The organism is Asanoa sp. NPDC049475, assembly GCF_040676915.1.
GTDB lineage: Bacteria > Actinomycetota > Actinomycetes > Mycobacteriales > Micromonosporaceae > Asanoa.
On sequence record NZ_JBFAPY010000003.1, the window covers coordinates 740,939 to 756,809 of the forward strand.

Here is a 15,871-nt window from a genome sequence, read left to right on the forward strand (position 1 = left end):
GCCCCTCTAGTACTTCAGCAGGTTCGCGTCGTCGACGCTCGCCGAGCGCCGCGTCCGGAAGATCGTCATGATGATCGCCAGACCGACCACGACCTCCGCCGCGGCGACGACCATGACAAAGAACGCGATGATCTGGCCGTTGAGGTTGCCGTTGATCCGGCTGAACGTGACCAGAGTCAGGTTGGCCGAGTTGAGCATCAGCTCGATGCACATGAAGAGCACGATCGCGTTGCGGCGGATCAACACGCCGACGGCCCCGATCGTGAACAGGATGCCGGCCAGCACCAGGTAGTAGCTCGGGTTCATTTCTCGGTGCCCTTCGGGGCGGTCTCGCGCGGGCTGAGCTCACGCGTCGGGAGGATCTCGGGGATGCTCGCCCGGTTGAGCGTGCCGTCTGGCAGCCGCGCCGGGGTGGCGACCGAGTCTGAGGTGGCGTACACGCCGGGGCCGGCCTTCGACCCGGGGTGGTTGCCGGCGCGGAAGCGCAGCCGCATGAGATCCGGCTGGGCCAGCCGCTCGCTCTTCGGCTTGTGGATGTGCGCCAGCACCATCGCGCCCACCGCCGCGGTGATCAGCAACGCTGAGGTCGCCTCGAACGCGAAGACGTAGTTGGTGAACAGCAGTGCCGCGATGCCCTGCACGTTGCCGTCGCGGTTGGCGGCCTCGAGACCCACCGCCGTGGTGTCGCCGACCGCGCGGGCGACCAGCGTGCCGACCAGGCCGGCGAAGCCGAGCCCGACGAGGACCGCGGCGACGCGCTGGCCGCGCAGCGTCTCGATCAGTGAGTCCGACGCGTCCCGGCCGACCAGCATCAGCACGAACAGGAACAGCATCATGATCGCGCCGGTGTAGACGATGATCTGCACCATGCCGATGAACGGACCGGCCTGCACGACGTAGAACACGCCCAGGCAGAGCATGGTCAGCACCAGCCAGAGCGCCGAGTGCACGGCGTTGCGGGCGGCCACCATGCCGATCGCGCCGAGCAGCGCGAGCGGGGCGAGAATCCAGAAGGTCACCGCCTCACCCGTCGTGACGGTAGCCGCCAACGCGATGTTGCTCATGACGCTTCTCCCGTCGCGTCCTTGGTGCCGGTCTCCGACCAGGGCGCCTTTTCGGCTCCGGCCGAGGTGCCCGGGTTGGTGAGCGCACCGACGTAGTAGTCCTTCTCGGTGTCACCCAGCCGCATCGGGTGCGGCGGCTGCTCCATGCCGGGCAGCAGCGGCGCGAGCAGCTGCTCCTTGGTGAAGATCAGGTCCTGGCGGGAGTCGCGGGCGAGCTCGTACTCGTTGCTCATGGTCAGCGAACGGGTCGGGCACGCCTCGATGCACAGGCCGCAGAAGATGCACCGGGCGTAGTTGATCTGGTAGATGCTGGCGTACCGCTCACCGGGCGAGAAGCGTTGCTCGTCGGTGTTGTCGCCACCCTCGACATAGATCGCGTCGGCCGGGCAGGCCCAGGCGCACAGCTCGCACCCGATGCACTTCTCCAGCCCGTCCGGGTGCCGGTTGAGGATGTGTCGGCCGTGGTAGCGCGGTGCCGCCGGAGCCGGCTCGAACGGGTAGTCGGTCGTCACGATCTTGCGGAACATGTGCGAGAACGTGACGCCGAAGCCCTTGAACGTGCCCGTGATGGCGCCCATCTCAGCCTTCCTTCTCTTCGGACGTGGTGGACTCGATGACGTCGGGTGCGCCACCGCCCACGTTGGCCGGCTGCCGCTCCGCCACCCCGCGCCGGGCCTGCGGGCTCGGCGGCACCACGAGGTCCATCGGCGGGAGCGGGAAGCTGCCCTGCGGCCGCTGGTTGACCTGTTCCTGCAGCGAGACCTGCGGCTGCTTCTTGCGGTCCGGCCAGAGCAGCGTGATCAGCAGGACCACGACCAGGGCGCCGCCGATGATCCCCCAGCGCACGGCGTCGCTGTTCTCCTTCTGGAGGACGCGGATGCCGGCCAGCGCGAGGATCCAGACCAGGTTGATCGGCAGCAGTACGCGCCAGCCGAGCCGCATGAACTGGTCGTAGCGCAGCCGGGGCAGCGTGCCGCGGAGCCAGACGAAGACGAAGACCAGCAGGATGACCTTGGCGAAGAACCAGATCATGCCGAACCAACCCTCGTTGGCACCGGACCAGATGCTGATCGGCCAGGGCGCACGCCAGCCGCCGAGGAACAGCGTCGTGGCGACCGCCGAGACGGTCACCATGTTCACGTACTCGGCGAGCATGAACAGCGCGAACTTCAGCGAGCTGTATTCGGTCATGAAGCCGGCGACCAGCTCGGACTCCGCCTCGGGCAGGTCGAACGGCGCGCGGTTGGTCTCACCGACGGCGGAGATGAAGTAGATGATGAAGCTCGGCAGCAGCAGGATCGCGTACCAGCCGGGTGCGAAGAACTCGAAGCCCCCCAGTGAGGCGCTCCGGTCGCTGCCGGCCTGGGCCGCGACGATGCCGCTGGTCGACATCGTGCCGGCCGTCATGAACACCGCGACGATCGACAGGCCCATGGCGACCTCGTACGAGATCATCTGGGCGCTCGACCGCAGGCCACCGAGCAGCGGGTACGTCGAGCCGGAGGCCCAACCGCCGAGCACGATGCCGTAGATGCCCATCGAGGACGCGGCCAGGATCACCAGCACGGCCACCGAGACGTCGGTGACCTGCAACGGCGTCTGGTGCCCGAAGATGCTCACGATCGGGCCGAACGGGATGACCGCCAGCGCGGTCACCGCGCAGATCACCGAGATCGTCGGCGCGAAGAAGTAGACGACCTTGTCGGCGGCCTTCGGCAGGATGTCTTCCTTGAAGGCCATCTTCAGGCCGTCGGCCAGCGTCTGCAGCAGGCCGAGCGGGCCGACCTGGTTGGGGCCGGGCCGCACCTGCATGAAGCCGACGACGCGCCGCTCGAACCAGACGCCGAGCAGCGTGGCGAGCACCGCGAAGACGAACGCGAAGACAATCTTGATGAGCGCGATCCACCAGGGATCGTGCCCGAAGTCGGACAGCGTCGGGTCCTGCGCGAGATACACCGCAGGCGTCATCGAACCCCTCCAGCCGAGATCGAGACGACCGCGCCGGAGGTGACGCCGAGCGTCCGCCGAGTGGTCGAACCGGGCGAATTGGTCGGCAGCCAGACAACGCCGGCCGGCATGTCCGTGATCATCGCCGGCAGCGTCACCGCACCGCGGCCCGTGCCGACCGTGACCGCCTCGCCGTCGGCGACGCCGATCGCCTCGGCGGTCGCCTTGTCGAGCCGGACCACCGGCGGCCGGGCCGTGCCGGCGAGCTCCTCGTTGCCGTCGAGCAGGCTGCCCAGGTCGATCAGCTGGTGCCAGGTCGCCAGCACGGCCTCGCCGTCGCCGGGCTCGACCACGTCGGTCGGCTCGTGCAGCGGAGCGTGCGGGCGGTCGGCCCGGGTCACCGGGAGGCCGCCGAGCTCGCGGCGGACCGTGTTGACGTCGCCGGTGCCGAGCGTGACGCCCAGCGCCGCGGCGAGCGCGTCGATCACCCGGCCGTCGTTCATCGACTCGGTCGGCAGCACCGCCTCGAAGGTCCGCAGGCGGCCCTCCCAGTCGAGGAAGCTGCCGGCCTTCTCGGCGACCGGCGAGACCGGGAAGACCACGTCGGCCCGGCGGCTGACCGCGCTGAGCCGGACCTCGAGGCTGACCAGGAACGGCACCGCGTCGAGGGCCTGCTCGGCGAGCTTGGGGTCCGACAGGTCGGCCGGGTCGACGCCGGCGACGACCAGCGCGCCGAGTCGGCCACCGGCGGCGGCCACCAGCATCGCGTCGGTGTCGCGGCCGGGCTGGCTCGGGATCACTCCCGCGGCCACGTCCCAGGCGCCGGCCAGTTCGGCCCGCGCCGCCGCGTCGACGGCCAGCCGGCCACCGGGCAGCAGGTTCGGCAGGCAGCCCGCGTCGACCGCGCCGCGGTCACCCGCGCGCCGCGGCACCCACGCCAGCTTCGCGCCGGTGCGCTCGGCCAGCGCCGCGGCGGCCGAGAGGCCACCGGGCACCGAGGCCAGCCGCTCGCCGACGAGCAGCAGCGCGCCCGGCGCCTTGAGCGCCTCGGCGACCACGTCGTGCTCGGCGAGGACCCGCGCCTCCTCGCCCGGGATGATCCGGGCGACCTTGGCGCCGAGCTTCTCCAGGCCCCGCGTCACGTACGGCGAGAGCGCGTAGATCGGCAGCTTGCGCTTGGTGAACTGCTTGCGCAGGCGGAGGAAGAGGATGGGCGACTCCTCCTCGGGCTCCAGCCCGACGATGACCACCGCCGGCGCCGTGTCGATGTCGGAGTAGGTGACATCGGTGGTGCCGACCACGGAGGAGGCCAGGAACTCCGTCTCCTCGGTCGAGAGCGGCCGCGAGCGGAAGTCGATGTCGTTCGTGCCGAGGGCGACCCGGGCGAACTTGGCGTACGCGTACGCGTCCTCGACGGTCAGCCGGCCGCCGGTCAGCACGCCGACGCCGTGCGCACCGTCGCGCGCGGTGCGCAGCCCTTCGGCGGCGACGCTCAGCGCCTCGCTCCAGGACGCCTCGCGCAGTTCGCCGCTGGCCGCGTCGCGGACCAGCGGCGTGGTGAGCCGGTCGGTGGCGGTCGCGTAGCGGAAGCCCCAGCGACCCTTGTCGCAGTTCCACTCCTCGTTGACCGCCGGGTCGTCGCCGGCCAGCCGGCGGAGCACCTTGCCGCGCCGGTGGTCGGTGCGCATGCTGCAGCCCGAGGCGCAGTGCTCACAGGTCGACGGGCTCGACACGAGGTCGAACGGCCGGGAGCGGAAGCGGTACTGCGAACCGGTCAACGCGCCCACCGGGCAGATCTGCACCGTGTTGCCGGAGAAGTAGGAGTTGAAGGGAACGTCGCCCTCGGCCTCGTCGCCGGCCGCCGCGTCGTACACCTCGTCGCGGTAGACGTTGATCTCTTCGTTGCTGCTGCGGTTCATCAGGTCGATGAACTTGTCGCCCGCGATCTCCTCGGAGAACCGGGTGCAGCGCTGGCAGAGCACGCACCGCTCGCGGTCCAGCAGGACCTGCGAGGAGATGTTGATCGGCTTCTGGTATTCGCGCTTGTGCTCGTGGAACCGCGAGTCGGCCCGGCCGGTCGACATCGCCTGGTTCTGCAGCGGGCACTCACCGCCCTTGTCGCACATCGGGCAGTCGAGCGGGTGGTTGATCAGGAGCAGCTCCATGATGCCCTCCTGCGCCTTCTTGGCGACCGGAGAGCTGAGCTGGGTCTTGACCACCATTCCGTCGGCGACCGCCTGGGTGCAGGAGGCGACCGGCTTGCGCTGCCCCTCGACCTCGACCAGGCACTGCCGGCAGGCGCCCGCGGGCGCCAGCAGCGGGTGGTCGCAGAACCGCGGGATCGCGATGCCGAGCTGCTCGGCGACGCGGATGAGCAGCGTCCCCTTCGGCGCGGTCACCTCGACGCCGTCGATGGTCAGCGTGACCTCGTCGGCCTTCTTGGCTACATCCGTCATGTCAGTGCGCCCCCACGAGAGCCTTCTCGGACAGCCGGGGAGCCGTCCGGCCCTCGATGTAGTCGAGGTAGTCCTGCTTGAAGTACTGCAACGAGGACGTCACCGGGCTCGTCGCGCCGTCGCCCAGACCGCAGAACGAGCGGCCCAGGATGTTGTCACAGGTGTCGAGCAGCGTGTCGAGGTCTTCGTGGGTGCCCTGACCGCTCAGGATCCGCTGGTAGACCCGGACCATCCAGTAGTTGCCCTCGCGGCACGGCGTGCACTTGCCGCACGACTCGTGGTGGTAGAACTCCAGCCACCGGTACGTCGCGTAGACCGGGCAGTCCTGGTCGGAGAAGATCTGCGTCGCCGTGGTGCCGAGGATGCTGCCGGCACCCGCAACGCCCTCGAAGTCGAGCGGCACGTCCATGTGGTCGGCCGTGAGCAGCGGGGTCGACGAACCACCCGGGGTCCAGAAGCGCAGCTCGTGACCGGGCTGCATGCCACCGGCGAGCTCGATCAGCTCGCGCAGCGTGATGCCCATCGAGCACTCGTACTGCCCCGGGTTGTTGATCCGGCCGGACAGCGAGTAGATCATCGGACCCGACGACTTCTCGGTGCCCATCGTCTTCCACCAGTCGGCGCCGCCGAGCACGATGTACGGCACGCTGGCGATGGTGCCGACGTTGTTGACCACCGTGGGCGAGGCGTAGAGGCCGTGGGTCGCCGGGAACGGCGGACGCAGCCGGGGCTGGCCGCGGAAGCCCTCGAGCGAGTCGAGCAGGGCGGTCTCTTCACCGCAGATGTAGGCGCCGGCGCCGCTGTGCACCACGACGTCGAGGTTGAACCCGGACTTGAGGATGTTCTGCCCGAGGTAACCCTTGTCGTACGCCTCGACGACCGCGTTGCGCAGCCGGCGGGCGGCGTGCACCGCCTCGCCGCGGATGTAGATGTACGCCCGCTCGGCGCGGATGGCGTACGAGGCGATGATGACGCCCTCGATCAGCGAGTGCGGATCGTGCGTCATCAGCGGCAGGTCCTTGCAGGTGCCGGGCTCGCCCTCGTCGGCGTTGACGACGAGGTAGTGCGGCTTGCCGTCTCCCTGCGGGATGAAACCCCACTTCAGACCGGTCGGGAAGCCCGCGCCACCGCGCCCGCGCAGGCCCGAGTCCTTGATGAGCTGGATCAGGTCGTCGGGGTTGGCCTTGAGCGCCTTCTTGAGCGCCGCGTAGCCGTCGAGCTGCTCGTAGGTCTTCATCGTCCAGGCGTTGGGCGAGAGCCAACGCTTGGTCAGGACCGGGGTGAGCTTCTCGAGAACTTCCCGCCGAGGAGTGGTGGTCACTTGTTCGCCTCCTTGGCGCCGCGGAGCTTGTCCTCCTGCGGCTTCGGCGCGTCGCCGGCCGGCTTGGCGTCGCTCGCGGGCTTGTTGGCGGCGGCACCGGCCTGCGCCGCTGCCTTGCCCGAGCCGGCGTCTTCCTTCTTCTTGATCGGGGTGTCCGGGTTGAAGCCGGCCACCGCGATGCCGTGCTCCTGGGCCAGGTGCAGGCCGCGCAGGGTGGCCGCGCCGGCCACGCCGTCGGCGACCGCGTCGTCCCGGGTGTCCGGGAAGCCGGCCAGCTGGAGCGACATCTCCTTGAGCGTGCAGAGCCGGGCGCCGCGGCTGGGCTGCGGGCGGTTGCCGCGCTGGAGCTCGTCGACCAGGTCGACCGCGGCACCGGGGGTGACGTTGTCGAAGAAGTCGTAGTTGACGGTCACGACCGGGCCGTAGTCGCAGGCCGCCAGGCACTCGGCGTGCTCCAGCGTGATCGAGCCGTCGGCGGTGGTCTCGTCGTGCCCGACGCCGAGGTGCTCGCTGAGGGTGTCGTAGACCTCCTGGCCGCCGAGCACGTTGCACATCGTGTTGGTGCAGACGCTGACCAGGTAGTCACCGGTCGGGCGGCGCTTGTACATCGTGTAGAAGGACGCGACCGCGCCGACCTGGGCCTTGTTGATGCCCAGCACCTCGGCGCAGAACTCCACGCCGGCCGGGGAGACGTGCCCCTCGACCGACTGCACGAGGTGCAGCAGCGGCAGCAGCGCGGACCGGGTGCGGTCGGCCGGATAGCGGGCCAGGATCTCCCGGGCCCGCTGCCGGATCTCCTCGTCGAAGACCGTCGTTGGCGTCGTCATCGGTCACACCCACCCATCACGGGGTCCAGCGAGGCGCCGCCGGCGATGACGTCGGCGATCAGGCCGCCCTCGGCCATCGCGGGAAGCGCCTGAAGGTTCACGAAGCTCGGCTCGCGGAAGTGCACCCGGTAGGGCCGGGTGCCGCCGTCGGACACCGCGTGGGCGCCCAACTCCCCGCGCGGGCCTTCGATCGCCACGTAGACCTGGCCGGGCGGCACCCGGAAGCCCTCGGTGACGAGCTTGAAGTGGTGGATCAGCGACTCCATCGACTGACCCATGATCTTGGCGACGTGCTCCAGCGAGTTGCCGAGGCCGTCGACACCGAGCGCGAGCTGCGCCGGCCACGCGATCTTCTTGTCGGCGACCATGATCGGGCCGGGCCGGAGCTTGTCCAGTGCCTGCTCGATCAGCTTCAGCGACTCACGGATCTCGGCGAGCCGCACCTGGTAACGGCCCCACACGTCGCCGTCGTTGGAGGTCGGCACGTCGAACTCGTAGTTCTCGTAGCCGCAGTACGGCTCGGTCTTGCGCAGGTCCCACGGAAGGCCGGCGGAACGCAGCACCGGGCCGGTGACGCCGAGCGCCACGCAGGCGGTCACGTCGAGCACCGCGACGCCCTGGGTGCGCTCGGTCCAGATCGGCTGGCCGGAGAGCAGGTCCTCGTATTCCTTGAGCCGCTTCGGCATCATCGTGAGGAACTCTTGGATCTTCTTGATCGCGCTGTCCGGCACGTCCTGCGCGACGCCGCCCGGGCGCACGTAGGCCATGTTCATTCGCAGGCCCGAGACCATCTCGAAGATCTCGAGGATGTACTCGCGCTCGCGGAAGCCGTACAACATGATCGAGATCGCGCCCAGCTCCATGCCGGTCGTGGCCAGCCAGACCAGGTGCGACGAGATCCGGTTGAGCTCCATCATCAGCACGCGGATGGTGGACGCCCGCTCGGTGATCTGGTCCTCGATGCCGAGCAGCTTCTCGACCGCCAGGCTGTAGGCGGTCTCGTTGAAGATCGGCGAGAGGTAGTCCATCCGGGTCACGAACGTCGTGCCCTGCACCCAGTTGCGGTATTCGATCGATTTCTCGATGCCGGTGTGCAGGTAGCCCACGACCGACCGCATCTCGCGGACCGTCTCGCCCTCGAGCTCGAGGATGAGCCGCAGCACGCCGTGCGTCGACGGGTGCTGCGGACCCATGTTGACGACGATGCGCTCGTCGCTGACCGGGTCGGTGCCGCTGACGACGGTGTCCCAGTCGCCGCCGGTGACGGTGAAGACCTTGCCCTCGGACGTCTCGCGCTCGGTGGCGTAAGTCGGGTTAGTGCTCACTGGTAGCTCCTCCGCCGGTCCGGGGGTGGGATCTCGGCGCCCTTGTACTCCACCGGAACCCCGCCGAGCGGGTAGTCCTTGCGTTGCGGGTAGCCCTCCCAGTCATCCGGCATGAGGATGCGGGTCAGACCGGGGTGGCCGTCGAAGATGATGCCGAACATGTCGTACGTCTCGCGCTCCTGCCAGTCGGCGGTCGGGTAGACCGGCGTGACCGACGGGACGTGCGGGTGCTCCGTGCCGACCGCGACCTCGAGCCGCACCCGGCGCCGGTAGGTCATCGACGCGAGGTGGTAGGTCACGTGCAGCCGGCGCTCGTCGGAGCCGAGGTAGTCCACACCGGACACCGAGGAGCAGAGCTCGAAGCGCAGCGACTCGTCGTCGCGCATCGCGCGGGCGACGTCGAGGATCCGCTCGGCCTTGACGTGCAGGGTCAGCTCGTTGCGGTCGACGACCACCTTCTCGATGGCGTCGTCGAGACCCGGGAAGGCCTCGGCCAGCGCGTCGTAGACCTCGTCGAAGTAGCCGCCGTACGGGCGCTCGCTCCCACCGGCACCGACCCGCCGGCGGACCAGGCCGCCGAAGCCGGAGGTGTCACCGGAGCCGGAGATGCCGAACATGCCACGACCGGCCACAGAGGACGGCGGAAGCTCGGCCGGAGCGCCTGTGGTCGCGCCGACCGGAGTGGCCTGCACAGGCACGCCGCCGCCGGGCTTGGCGCTGGGCGCCTGCGGGTCCTGGTTGGTCGGGTTAGCCGACTCGTCCGCCGGCTTCGGGCGCTCGGCGTGCTGCTGAGCGTCGGTCACCGGGTCCTTGTCGGGACTGGTCGTCACCACCGTCCACCTCCCTGGAGGTGCCGTTCTTCCTTCATCCAGTTCTCGATCCGCAGCTGTTCCTCGCGGCCGTCACGGACCGCCTGGGTCCACTCGGCGCGCCGGGCCTTGTCGTTGCGGTAGGACGAAGGCATCGAGCCGTACGGCACGAGCGGAACGTCACCGCGCTCCTTGCGCTGCTCGAGCATGCGCCGGCCGTTGGGGCCGAGCGGCTCGTGGTTGATCTTCTCGCGCAGCTTAAGAATCGCGTCGATCAGCATCTCGGGCCGCGGCGGGCAGCCGGGCAGGTACATGTCGACCGGCACGACGTGGTCGACGCCCTGCACGATGGCGTAGTTGTTGAACATGCCGCCGCTGCTCGCGCAGACACCCATCGAGAGCACCCAGCGGGGCTCGGCCATCTGGTCGTAGATCTGCCGCAGCACGGGCGCCATCTTCTGCGACACCCGGCCGGCCACGATCATCAGGTCGGCCTGGCGGGGCGACGCACGGAACACCTCCATGCCCCAGCGACCCAGGTCGTAGTGCGGGCCGCCGGCCGCCATCATCTCGATCGCGCAGCAGGCCAGGCCGAACGTGGCGCCCCAGACCGACGACTTGCGGGACCAGTTGACGAGCTTCTCCACGGAGGTGAGCAGAACGCCCGCGGGAAGTTTCTCTTCGATACCCATGCTGGCGTGCCTCCCTTCAGTCCCAGTCCAGGCCGCCGCGACGCCAGACGTAGGCGTAGGCGATGAACACGGTGCCGATGAACATGACCATCTCGACGAACCCGAAGAGCCCGAGCGAGTCGAAGCTCACGGCCCACGGGTACAGGAAGATGATTTCGATGTCGAAGACGATGAACAGCATCGCCGTCAGGTAGAACTTGATCGGGAACCGGCCGCCGCCAACAGGCTGCGGGCTAGGTTCGATGCCGCACTCGTATGCGTCGAGCTTGGCCCGGTTGTACCGGCGCGGGCCGGCGATCCGGGCCGACGCGACGGAGAACAGCGCGAAGAAGGCAGCCAGGGCGAACAGCCCCAGGATCGGTGCGTACGGCGAGAGCGTCATGGTCTTCCCTGCTCGTCCTTTCCTGCCCTCTGTCGAGAATCAGCGTCTGAGTATTCACCGTTGTGCAGGCCTTCGCTTGGCGGGGTCGGGCCCAGTTGCCGTGCTTATGCGGCTGGCACCACCTTGGTCATCGCGTTGATGACCCGGTCCATCGCGTCGCCACCGCGAGGATCCGTCAGGTTGGCCAGCAGTTTGAGAACGAACCGCATCAGCGTCGGGTGCGGCATGCCGTGCTTCGTGGCGACCCGCATGATCTGCGGGTTGCCGATCAGCTTCACGAAGATGTTGCCGAGCCGGTAGTACCCGCCGTAGCGGGCCTTCAACTCGGTCGGGTACGCGGCCAGCGCGCGCTCGCGGTCGAGACCGGTGCGGCCCAACGCCTGCGCGACCACCTCGGCCGCGAGCTCACCGGACTCCATCGCGTACGCGATGCCCTCGCCGTTGAAGGGGTTGACCATGCCGCCGGAGTCGCCGACCAGCAGGACACCGCGGGTGTAGTGCGGCACGCGGTTGAAGCCCATCGGCAGCGCGGCACCGAGGATCGGGCCGTCGGCGTTGGCCTCGTCGTTCATGCCCCACTCGGGCGGCGTCGCGCCCAGCCACTCGGTCAGCATCCGCCGGTAGTTGGTCTTGCCGAACGCCGCCGAGGAGTTGAGCACGCCGAGGCCGACGTTGACCCGCCCGTCGCCCATGCCGAAGATCCAGCCGTAGCCGGGCAGCAGGCGGTCGCCGCCCTCCTTGCTGCGCAGCTCCAACCAGGACTCGAGGTAGTCGTCGTCGTGCTTGGCCGGCGAGTGGTAGTAGCGGCGGACGGCCACGCCGATCGGCCGGTCCTCTCGCTTGGCCAGCCCGAGCGCGAGCGGGAAGCGGCCGGAGACGCCGTCGGCCGAGATGATCAGCGGCGCGCGGAACTCCAGCGGCTCGCCACCCTCGCCCTCGGCGGTCACGCCGACCGCGCGGTAGGTGTCGTCGAGCACCGGGCCGGTGACGGTCACTCCGGTGCGCAGGTCGGCGCCGGCCTTCACGGCCTGCTTCGCGATCAGGTCGTCGAAGTCGAAGCGGGTGCGCACCAGGCCGTAGTTGGGGTAGCTGGCGAGGTCCGGCCAGTCGAGCTCGAGGCGCACGCCGCCGCCGATCACCCGCAGGCCCTTGTTGCGCAGCCAGCCCTGCTCCTCGAAGGAGCCGTCGGCGGTGAGGCCCAGCTTGATCAGCTGCTTGACCGCGCGCGGGGTCAGCCCGTCGCCGCAGACCTTCTCGCGGGGAAACTGCGACTTCTCCAGGACCAGCACGCGTACGCCGTGCCGGGCCAGGTGGTACGCGGTCGTGGAGCCACCCGGTCCGGCGCCGACGACGATCACGTCGGCGTCGTTGTCCCTGCTGGCGGCTACCACGACTCCCCCTCGGGTTCCGGCTGTTTTCGCTCCTCGGGGGCTCGTGAAATGCTTCACAAGCTCCCCTGTTTGGAGTCTAGAACCGGGGATACTGTGGGCGGCCGGTTAGGTATACCTAACTCTCGGAGCAGAACCGAGTTGTCGATCGATGTCCGATTCGCCAATCCGACATTTCTGAAAAATGCTCATTCGCGAATGGCGCGGTGCAGCGCGACGATTCCGCCCGACAGATTCCGCCAGCCGACGGCACCCCATCCGGTCTCCTGGATCCGTGCCGCGAGATCTCGCTGGTTAGGCCACATCTGGATCGACTCGGCCAGGTAGACGTACGCGTCCGGGTTGCTGGACACCCGACGGGCGACCGCGGGGAGTGACCGCATCAGATACGAGAGGTAGATGGTGCGGAAGGTGAAGTTGGTGGGGTGGCTGAACTCACAGACCACGAGCCTGCCGCCGGGCCTGGTCACCCGGGCCAGCTCGCGCAGTGCGCCGCGGGTGTCGACGACATTGCGGAGCGCGAAGGAGATGGTGACCGCGTCAAAGGTGGCGTCGGCAAAGGGCAGCGCCAATGCGTCGCCGGCGAGCAGCGGAACGGTCGGCCTGGTGTGCCGGCCGGCGCGCAGCATTCCGACCGACAGATCCGCGCCGACCGCGTAGGCGCCGGATCGGGCCAGCTCTTCGGTGGAGACACCGGTGCCGGCGCCGACGTCCAGCACCTTCTCCCCCGGTTGGAGTCCGAGCGCGGCGCGGGTGGCCTTCCGCCAGCCGCGGTCCTGGCCGAACGACAGCACGGTGTTGGTCAGGTCGTACCGCTCGGCCACCCCGTCGAACATCTCGGCGACCTCGTGCGGCTGCTTGTCCAGGTTGGCTCGCGTCACCCGGCCACTCTATGGTTCGGCCCGCTCCCTGGTCGGGAGCGGGCCGAGGATGTTGCCTGTCCGTCAGCTGTCCGGGGTCACCGTGACGATCCGGCGCCGGCGGGCGACGAGGAACAGCACGACACCCGCGACGACGACCAAGGCGCCGACGCCACCGATGATGCCGGCCTTGGCGCCGGTCACCGGGAGGCCACCGCCGCCGCCTTCGCCGGGCTCGCCACCGGGCGGGGTGCTCGGCTCGCCTGTCGCGGCCGCGCCGACGAAGATGTCGAAGCGCGCCTGGTTGTCGGCCTCGTCCGCGTCGGTGAGCTCCTTGCGCTGCTCGGCGGTGGCCGCGCGCGCTTCGTCGCCGGGCTGCTCGGGGTCGGTCGCGCCAGGCTCGAGCGCGCGGGCGTCGATGATGCCGTCCGTGATCACGCCGGCCTTCGCGTCGTCGGCGACCTTGACGCTGATCTCCGGCAGCAGCACCTCACCCGGCTTGAGCACGATCTCGTCGTCCTCGCAGATGATGCCGTTGACGTCTTCCCACTCGATGCAGTTGCCCGGCACGCTTGCGAAGGTGACGCCCTCCGGCAGCTTGACCGAGTAGCCGACGCCGACCACGCGCTTGCTGCCGTGGTTGAAGATCGCCGAGTCGAGCGGCGCGGTGCCGCCCGGCGGCACCGGGGTGCGGGTCTCCTCGCCGGCCTCGTCGCCGTCGGCGACCACCTCGGCGTAGATGTCCTGCGCCCAGACCGTCAGGTCGTAGCTCTTCGGCTCGACGGTGACGTCGACGTCCGCGGAGTTGTTCTCCTCGTTCGTGTCGCCGGGAACGATGGCGATGATCGAGAAGAAGCCGCCGTCGCCCTTCTTGCCGTTGGCGTTGAAGAGCGGAATGCCGATGACCACGTCCTGGTCAGCGGCGATGTCACCGATCGGGCAGGCGTACGCGGCCGGCCCCGACTTCGTGCAGCCGTCCGGCGTAACGTAGCCGACCTTGCCCTTGAGCCCGGACAGGTCGAGCTTGACCGACACGTCCTTGGCGGCGGCGTTGCCGAAGTTGCGCAACTCAACCTGGAACGGCTTGGCCTTCGCCTCCTTGACGCCCTTGGCGAGGTGGAGGCTGATCGGGGTGACGGCGACGTCCGGGCCGTCGGCGGCGAGCGCCGGTCCAGCGGCGACGGCGACCAGGCCGACCGCGAGAGCGGCGGCCGCACCGGCGCGGAGGACCACGGCGCGCAAGCGCGTGTTCATCGGCTCCTCGTGGGGGCTGTGAGGCAGAAGTTGCCTGTGGGACAGCTGGGAATGGGAACAGCGCACGGTAACCACAGCCGGTTGGAGTGCGCTAGAGCGTGATCGGATAGAAAAACGCCGAGGCGGGATGGTTTCCCATCCCGCCTCGGCTCTATATGTACGACCGCCTCGCGGTCGGCGTCTCATGGGCGATGCGTGTGGTCACGTTCTCGCGACGTCAGGGACGCTATCGACCGTCGAAAACCGCCCGCTAGCAGGCGGTACCAATCGTGTGCTGACCGTTGCCGAAATGTTGCCGAAGCCCGTCGATGAAACGTTTTCAGTGCTGTTCGACGAGCGGCAGGGCCGTGCCGACGCCGCCACCCGGCAGCGCGATCGACGAGAAGTGCGAGACCACGCGGTCGTCGGTCGGGTCGTCGGCCGGCGTGTGGTGCACCCGCAGGTGGTTGTAGAGGGTGTCCCGCTGCGCCGGGATGCGGCCCGCGGACCGGATCATCCAGATCAGCTCGTGCAAGTTGGACCGATGCCGCGCACCGGCGGAAGAGATGACGTTCTCCTCCAACATGATCGAACCGAGGTCGTCGACGCCCATGTGCAGGGCGAGCTGGCCGACGTCCTTGCCGGTGGTCAGCCACGACGCCTGCAGGTGCGGCACGGTCTCGAAGAACAGCCGGGCCACCGCGATCAGCCGCAGGTATTCCAGGGTGGTCGCCTGGGTCCGGCCCTTGAGGTGGTTGTTCTCCGGTTGGTAGGTCCACGGGATGAAGGCCCGGAAGCCGCGGGTGCGGTCCTGCACGTCGCGGATCATCCGCAGGTGCTCGATTCGCTCGGCGTTGGTCTCGCCGGTGCCCATCATCATCGTCGCGGTGCTCTCGAGGCCGAGCCCGTGCGCGATCTCCATGACCTCGAGCCAGCGGGCGCCGGACTCCTTGAGCGGCGCGATCGCCTTGCGCGGCCGGTCGGGCAACATCTCCGCACCGGCGCCGGCGATCGAGTCGAGACCGGCCGTCTTGATCCGGGAAATCGCCTCCTCCAGCGACACACCGGAGACCTTGGCCATGTGCAGGATCTCCGACGGGCCGATCGAGTGGATGACCAGCTGCGGATAGGCGGCCTTGACGGAGCTGAACAGCTCCTCGTAGTACTCGACGCCGTAGTCCGGGTGGTGCCCGCCCTGGAGCATGACCTGCGTGGCGCCGAGCTCGACGGCCTCGCCGCAGCGACGCAGGATCTCCTCGGTCGGGTGGGTCCAACCCTCGGCGTGCTTCGGCGCCCGGAAGAAGGCGCAGAACTTGCAGGCCGTCACGCAGACGTTCGTGTAGTTGATATTGCGATCGATCAGGTACGTGACGATGCCGTCCGGATAGCGGCGACGACGCACCGCGTCGGCCGCCTCGCCGAGCGCATGAAACGGCGCCTCGGTGTAGATCAGCAACGCCTCCTCGGCGGTGATCCGCCCACCGTCGGCGCCCCGCTGCAGAACCTCGTCGATCTCCCGCCGGTTATCCACGGACCGAGCCTAGCCCGCGCCGATCAGGCCGCACGC

General features: G+C 69.1%; 15 protein-coding genes. All 15 read right to left on the bottom strand.

Translation table 11 applies throughout. From position 1 onward, the window contains the following. Positions 1–6: 6 nt before the first annotated feature. Positions 7–306 carry an NADH-quinone oxidoreductase subunit NuoK gene (gene nuoK, locus AB0J88_RS14635; protein ID WP_089252461.1) on the bottom strand — a complete coding sequence of 100 codons (300 nt, stop codon included), beginning with the start codon at positions 304–306 and terminating at the stop codon, positions 7–9. Then, entirely contained in the window at positions 303–1,064 is a 762-nt protein-coding gene (locus tag AB0J88_RS14640) for an NADH-quinone oxidoreductase subunit J (protein WP_364344817.1), read from the bottom strand. Before AB0J88_RS14640 ends, nuoK begins: the two co-directional genes overlap by 4 nt. After that, positions 1,061–1,642 carry an NADH-quinone oxidoreductase subunit NuoI gene (gene nuoI, locus AB0J88_RS14645; RefSeq protein WP_089252457.1) on the bottom strand — a complete coding sequence of 194 codons (582 nt, stop codon included), beginning with the start codon at positions 1,640–1,642 and terminating at the stop codon, positions 1,061–1,063. The genes AB0J88_RS14640 and nuoI overlap by 4 nt, the downstream gene beginning before the upstream one ends. A gap of 1 nt (position 1,643) precedes the next feature. Next, entirely contained in the window at positions 1,644–3,032 is a 1,389-nt protein-coding gene (gene nuoH, locus AB0J88_RS14650) for an NADH-quinone oxidoreductase subunit NuoH (protein WP_364344813.1), read from the bottom strand. Then, the gene (locus AB0J88_RS14655) at positions 3,029–5,467 is read right to left on the bottom strand and encodes an NADH-quinone oxidoreductase subunit G (protein WP_364344810.1); all 2,439 of its coding nucleotides are present in this window, start codon (positions 5,465–5,467) and stop codon (positions 3,029–3,031) included. Before AB0J88_RS14655 ends, nuoH begins: the two co-directional genes overlap by 4 nt. Before the next feature lies 1 nt (position 5,468). After that, a complete protein-coding gene (gene nuoF, locus AB0J88_RS14660) occupies positions 5,469–6,788 on the bottom strand; it encodes an NADH-quinone oxidoreductase subunit NuoF (RefSeq protein WP_364344807.1) in 1,320 nt (439 codons plus the stop codon). Next, positions 6,785–7,615: an NADH-quinone oxidoreductase subunit NuoE gene (gene nuoE / locus AB0J88_RS14665; RefSeq protein ID WP_364344804.1), complete on the bottom strand. Its 831-nt coding sequence runs from the start codon at positions 7,613–7,615 to the stop codon at positions 6,785–6,787. Before nuoE ends, nuoF begins: the two co-directional genes overlap by 4 nt. Continuing rightward, positions 7,612–8,940 carry an NADH-quinone oxidoreductase subunit D gene (locus AB0J88_RS14670; protein WP_364344801.1) on the bottom strand — a complete coding sequence of 443 codons (1,329 nt, stop codon included), beginning with the start codon at positions 8,938–8,940 and terminating at the stop codon, positions 7,612–7,614. Before AB0J88_RS14670 ends, nuoE begins: the two co-directional genes overlap by 4 nt. Beyond that, complete coding sequence (locus AB0J88_RS14675; protein WP_364346072.1) at positions 8,937–9,638, bottom strand: NADH-quinone oxidoreductase subunit C; 702 nt, start codon at positions 9,636–9,638, stop codon at positions 8,937–8,939. The genes AB0J88_RS14670 and AB0J88_RS14675 overlap by 4 nt, the downstream gene beginning before the upstream one ends. Before the next feature lie 128 nt (positions 9,639–9,766). Beyond that, positions 9,767–10,441 carry an NADH-quinone oxidoreductase subunit B family protein gene (locus AB0J88_RS14680; RefSeq protein WP_364344798.1) on the bottom strand — a complete coding sequence of 225 codons (675 nt, stop codon included), beginning with the start codon at positions 10,439–10,441 and terminating at the stop codon, positions 9,767–9,769. Between the two features lie 16 nt (positions 10,442–10,457). Next, positions 10,458–10,823 (bottom strand): NADH-quinone oxidoreductase subunit A, encoded by a 366-nt coding sequence (locus AB0J88_RS14685; RefSeq protein WP_364344795.1) that lies wholly within the window; start codon positions 10,821–10,823, stop codon positions 10,458–10,460. Between the two features lie 104 nt (positions 10,824–10,927). Continuing rightward, the gene (locus tag AB0J88_RS14690) at positions 10,928–12,214 is read right to left on the bottom strand and encodes a geranylgeranyl reductase family protein (RefSeq protein ID WP_364344792.1); all 1,287 of its coding nucleotides are present in this window, start codon (positions 12,212–12,214) and stop codon (positions 10,928–10,930) included. Between the two features lie 185 nt (positions 12,215–12,399). Then, a complete protein-coding gene (locus AB0J88_RS14695; protein ID WP_364344789.1) occupies positions 12,400–13,092 on the bottom strand; it encodes a demethylmenaquinone methyltransferase in 693 nt (230 codons plus the stop codon). Positions 13,093–13,155: 63 nt separating this feature from the next. Continuing rightward, positions 13,156–14,325, bottom strand: coding sequence for a cell wall anchor protein (locus AB0J88_RS14700; RefSeq protein ID WP_364344786.1), 1,170 nt, complete (start codon positions 14,323–14,325; stop codon positions 13,156–13,158). 319 nt (positions 14,326–14,644) lie between these two features. After that, positions 14,645–15,835, bottom strand: a complete 1,191-nt coding sequence (mqnC, locus tag AB0J88_RS14705; RefSeq protein WP_364344783.1) for a cyclic dehypoxanthinyl futalosine synthase — start codon at positions 15,833–15,835, stop codon at positions 14,645–14,647. Between the last annotated feature and the right edge of the window lie 36 nt (positions 15,836–15,871).

Coding starts and splice junctions, on each gene's coding strand:
- nuoK (WP_089252461.1), bottom strand. CDS start 306: ATGAACCCGAGCTACTACCTGGTGCTGGCCGGCATCCTGTTCACGATC.
- AB0J88_RS14640 (WP_364344817.1), bottom strand. CDS start 1,064: ATGAGCAACATCGCGTTGGCGGCTACCGTCACGACGGGTGAGGCGGTG.
- nuoI (WP_089252457.1), bottom strand. CDS start 1,642: ATGGGCGCCATCACGGGCACGTTCAAGGGCTTCGGCGTCACGTTCTCG.
- nuoH (WP_364344813.1), bottom strand. CDS start 3,032: ATGACGCCTGCGGTGTATCTCGCGCAGGACCCGACGCTGTCCGACTTC.
- AB0J88_RS14655 (WP_364344810.1), bottom strand. CDS start 5,467: ATGACGGATGTAGCCAAGAAGGCCGACGAGGTCACGCTGACCATCGAC.
- nuoE (WP_364344804.1), bottom strand. CDS start 7,615: ATGACGACGCCAACGACGGTCTTCGACGAGGAGATCCGGCAGCGGGCC.
- AB0J88_RS14680 (WP_364344798.1), bottom strand. CDS start 10,441: ATGGGTATCGAAGAGAAACTTCCCGCGGGCGTTCTGCTCACCTCCGTG.
- AB0J88_RS14685 (WP_364344795.1), bottom strand. CDS start 10,823: ATGACGCTCTCGCCGTACGCACCGATCCTGGGGCTGTTCGCCCTGGCT.
- AB0J88_RS14700 (WP_364344786.1), bottom strand. CDS start 14,325: ATGAACACGCGCTTGCGCGCCGTGGTCCTCCGCGCCGGTGCGGCCGCC.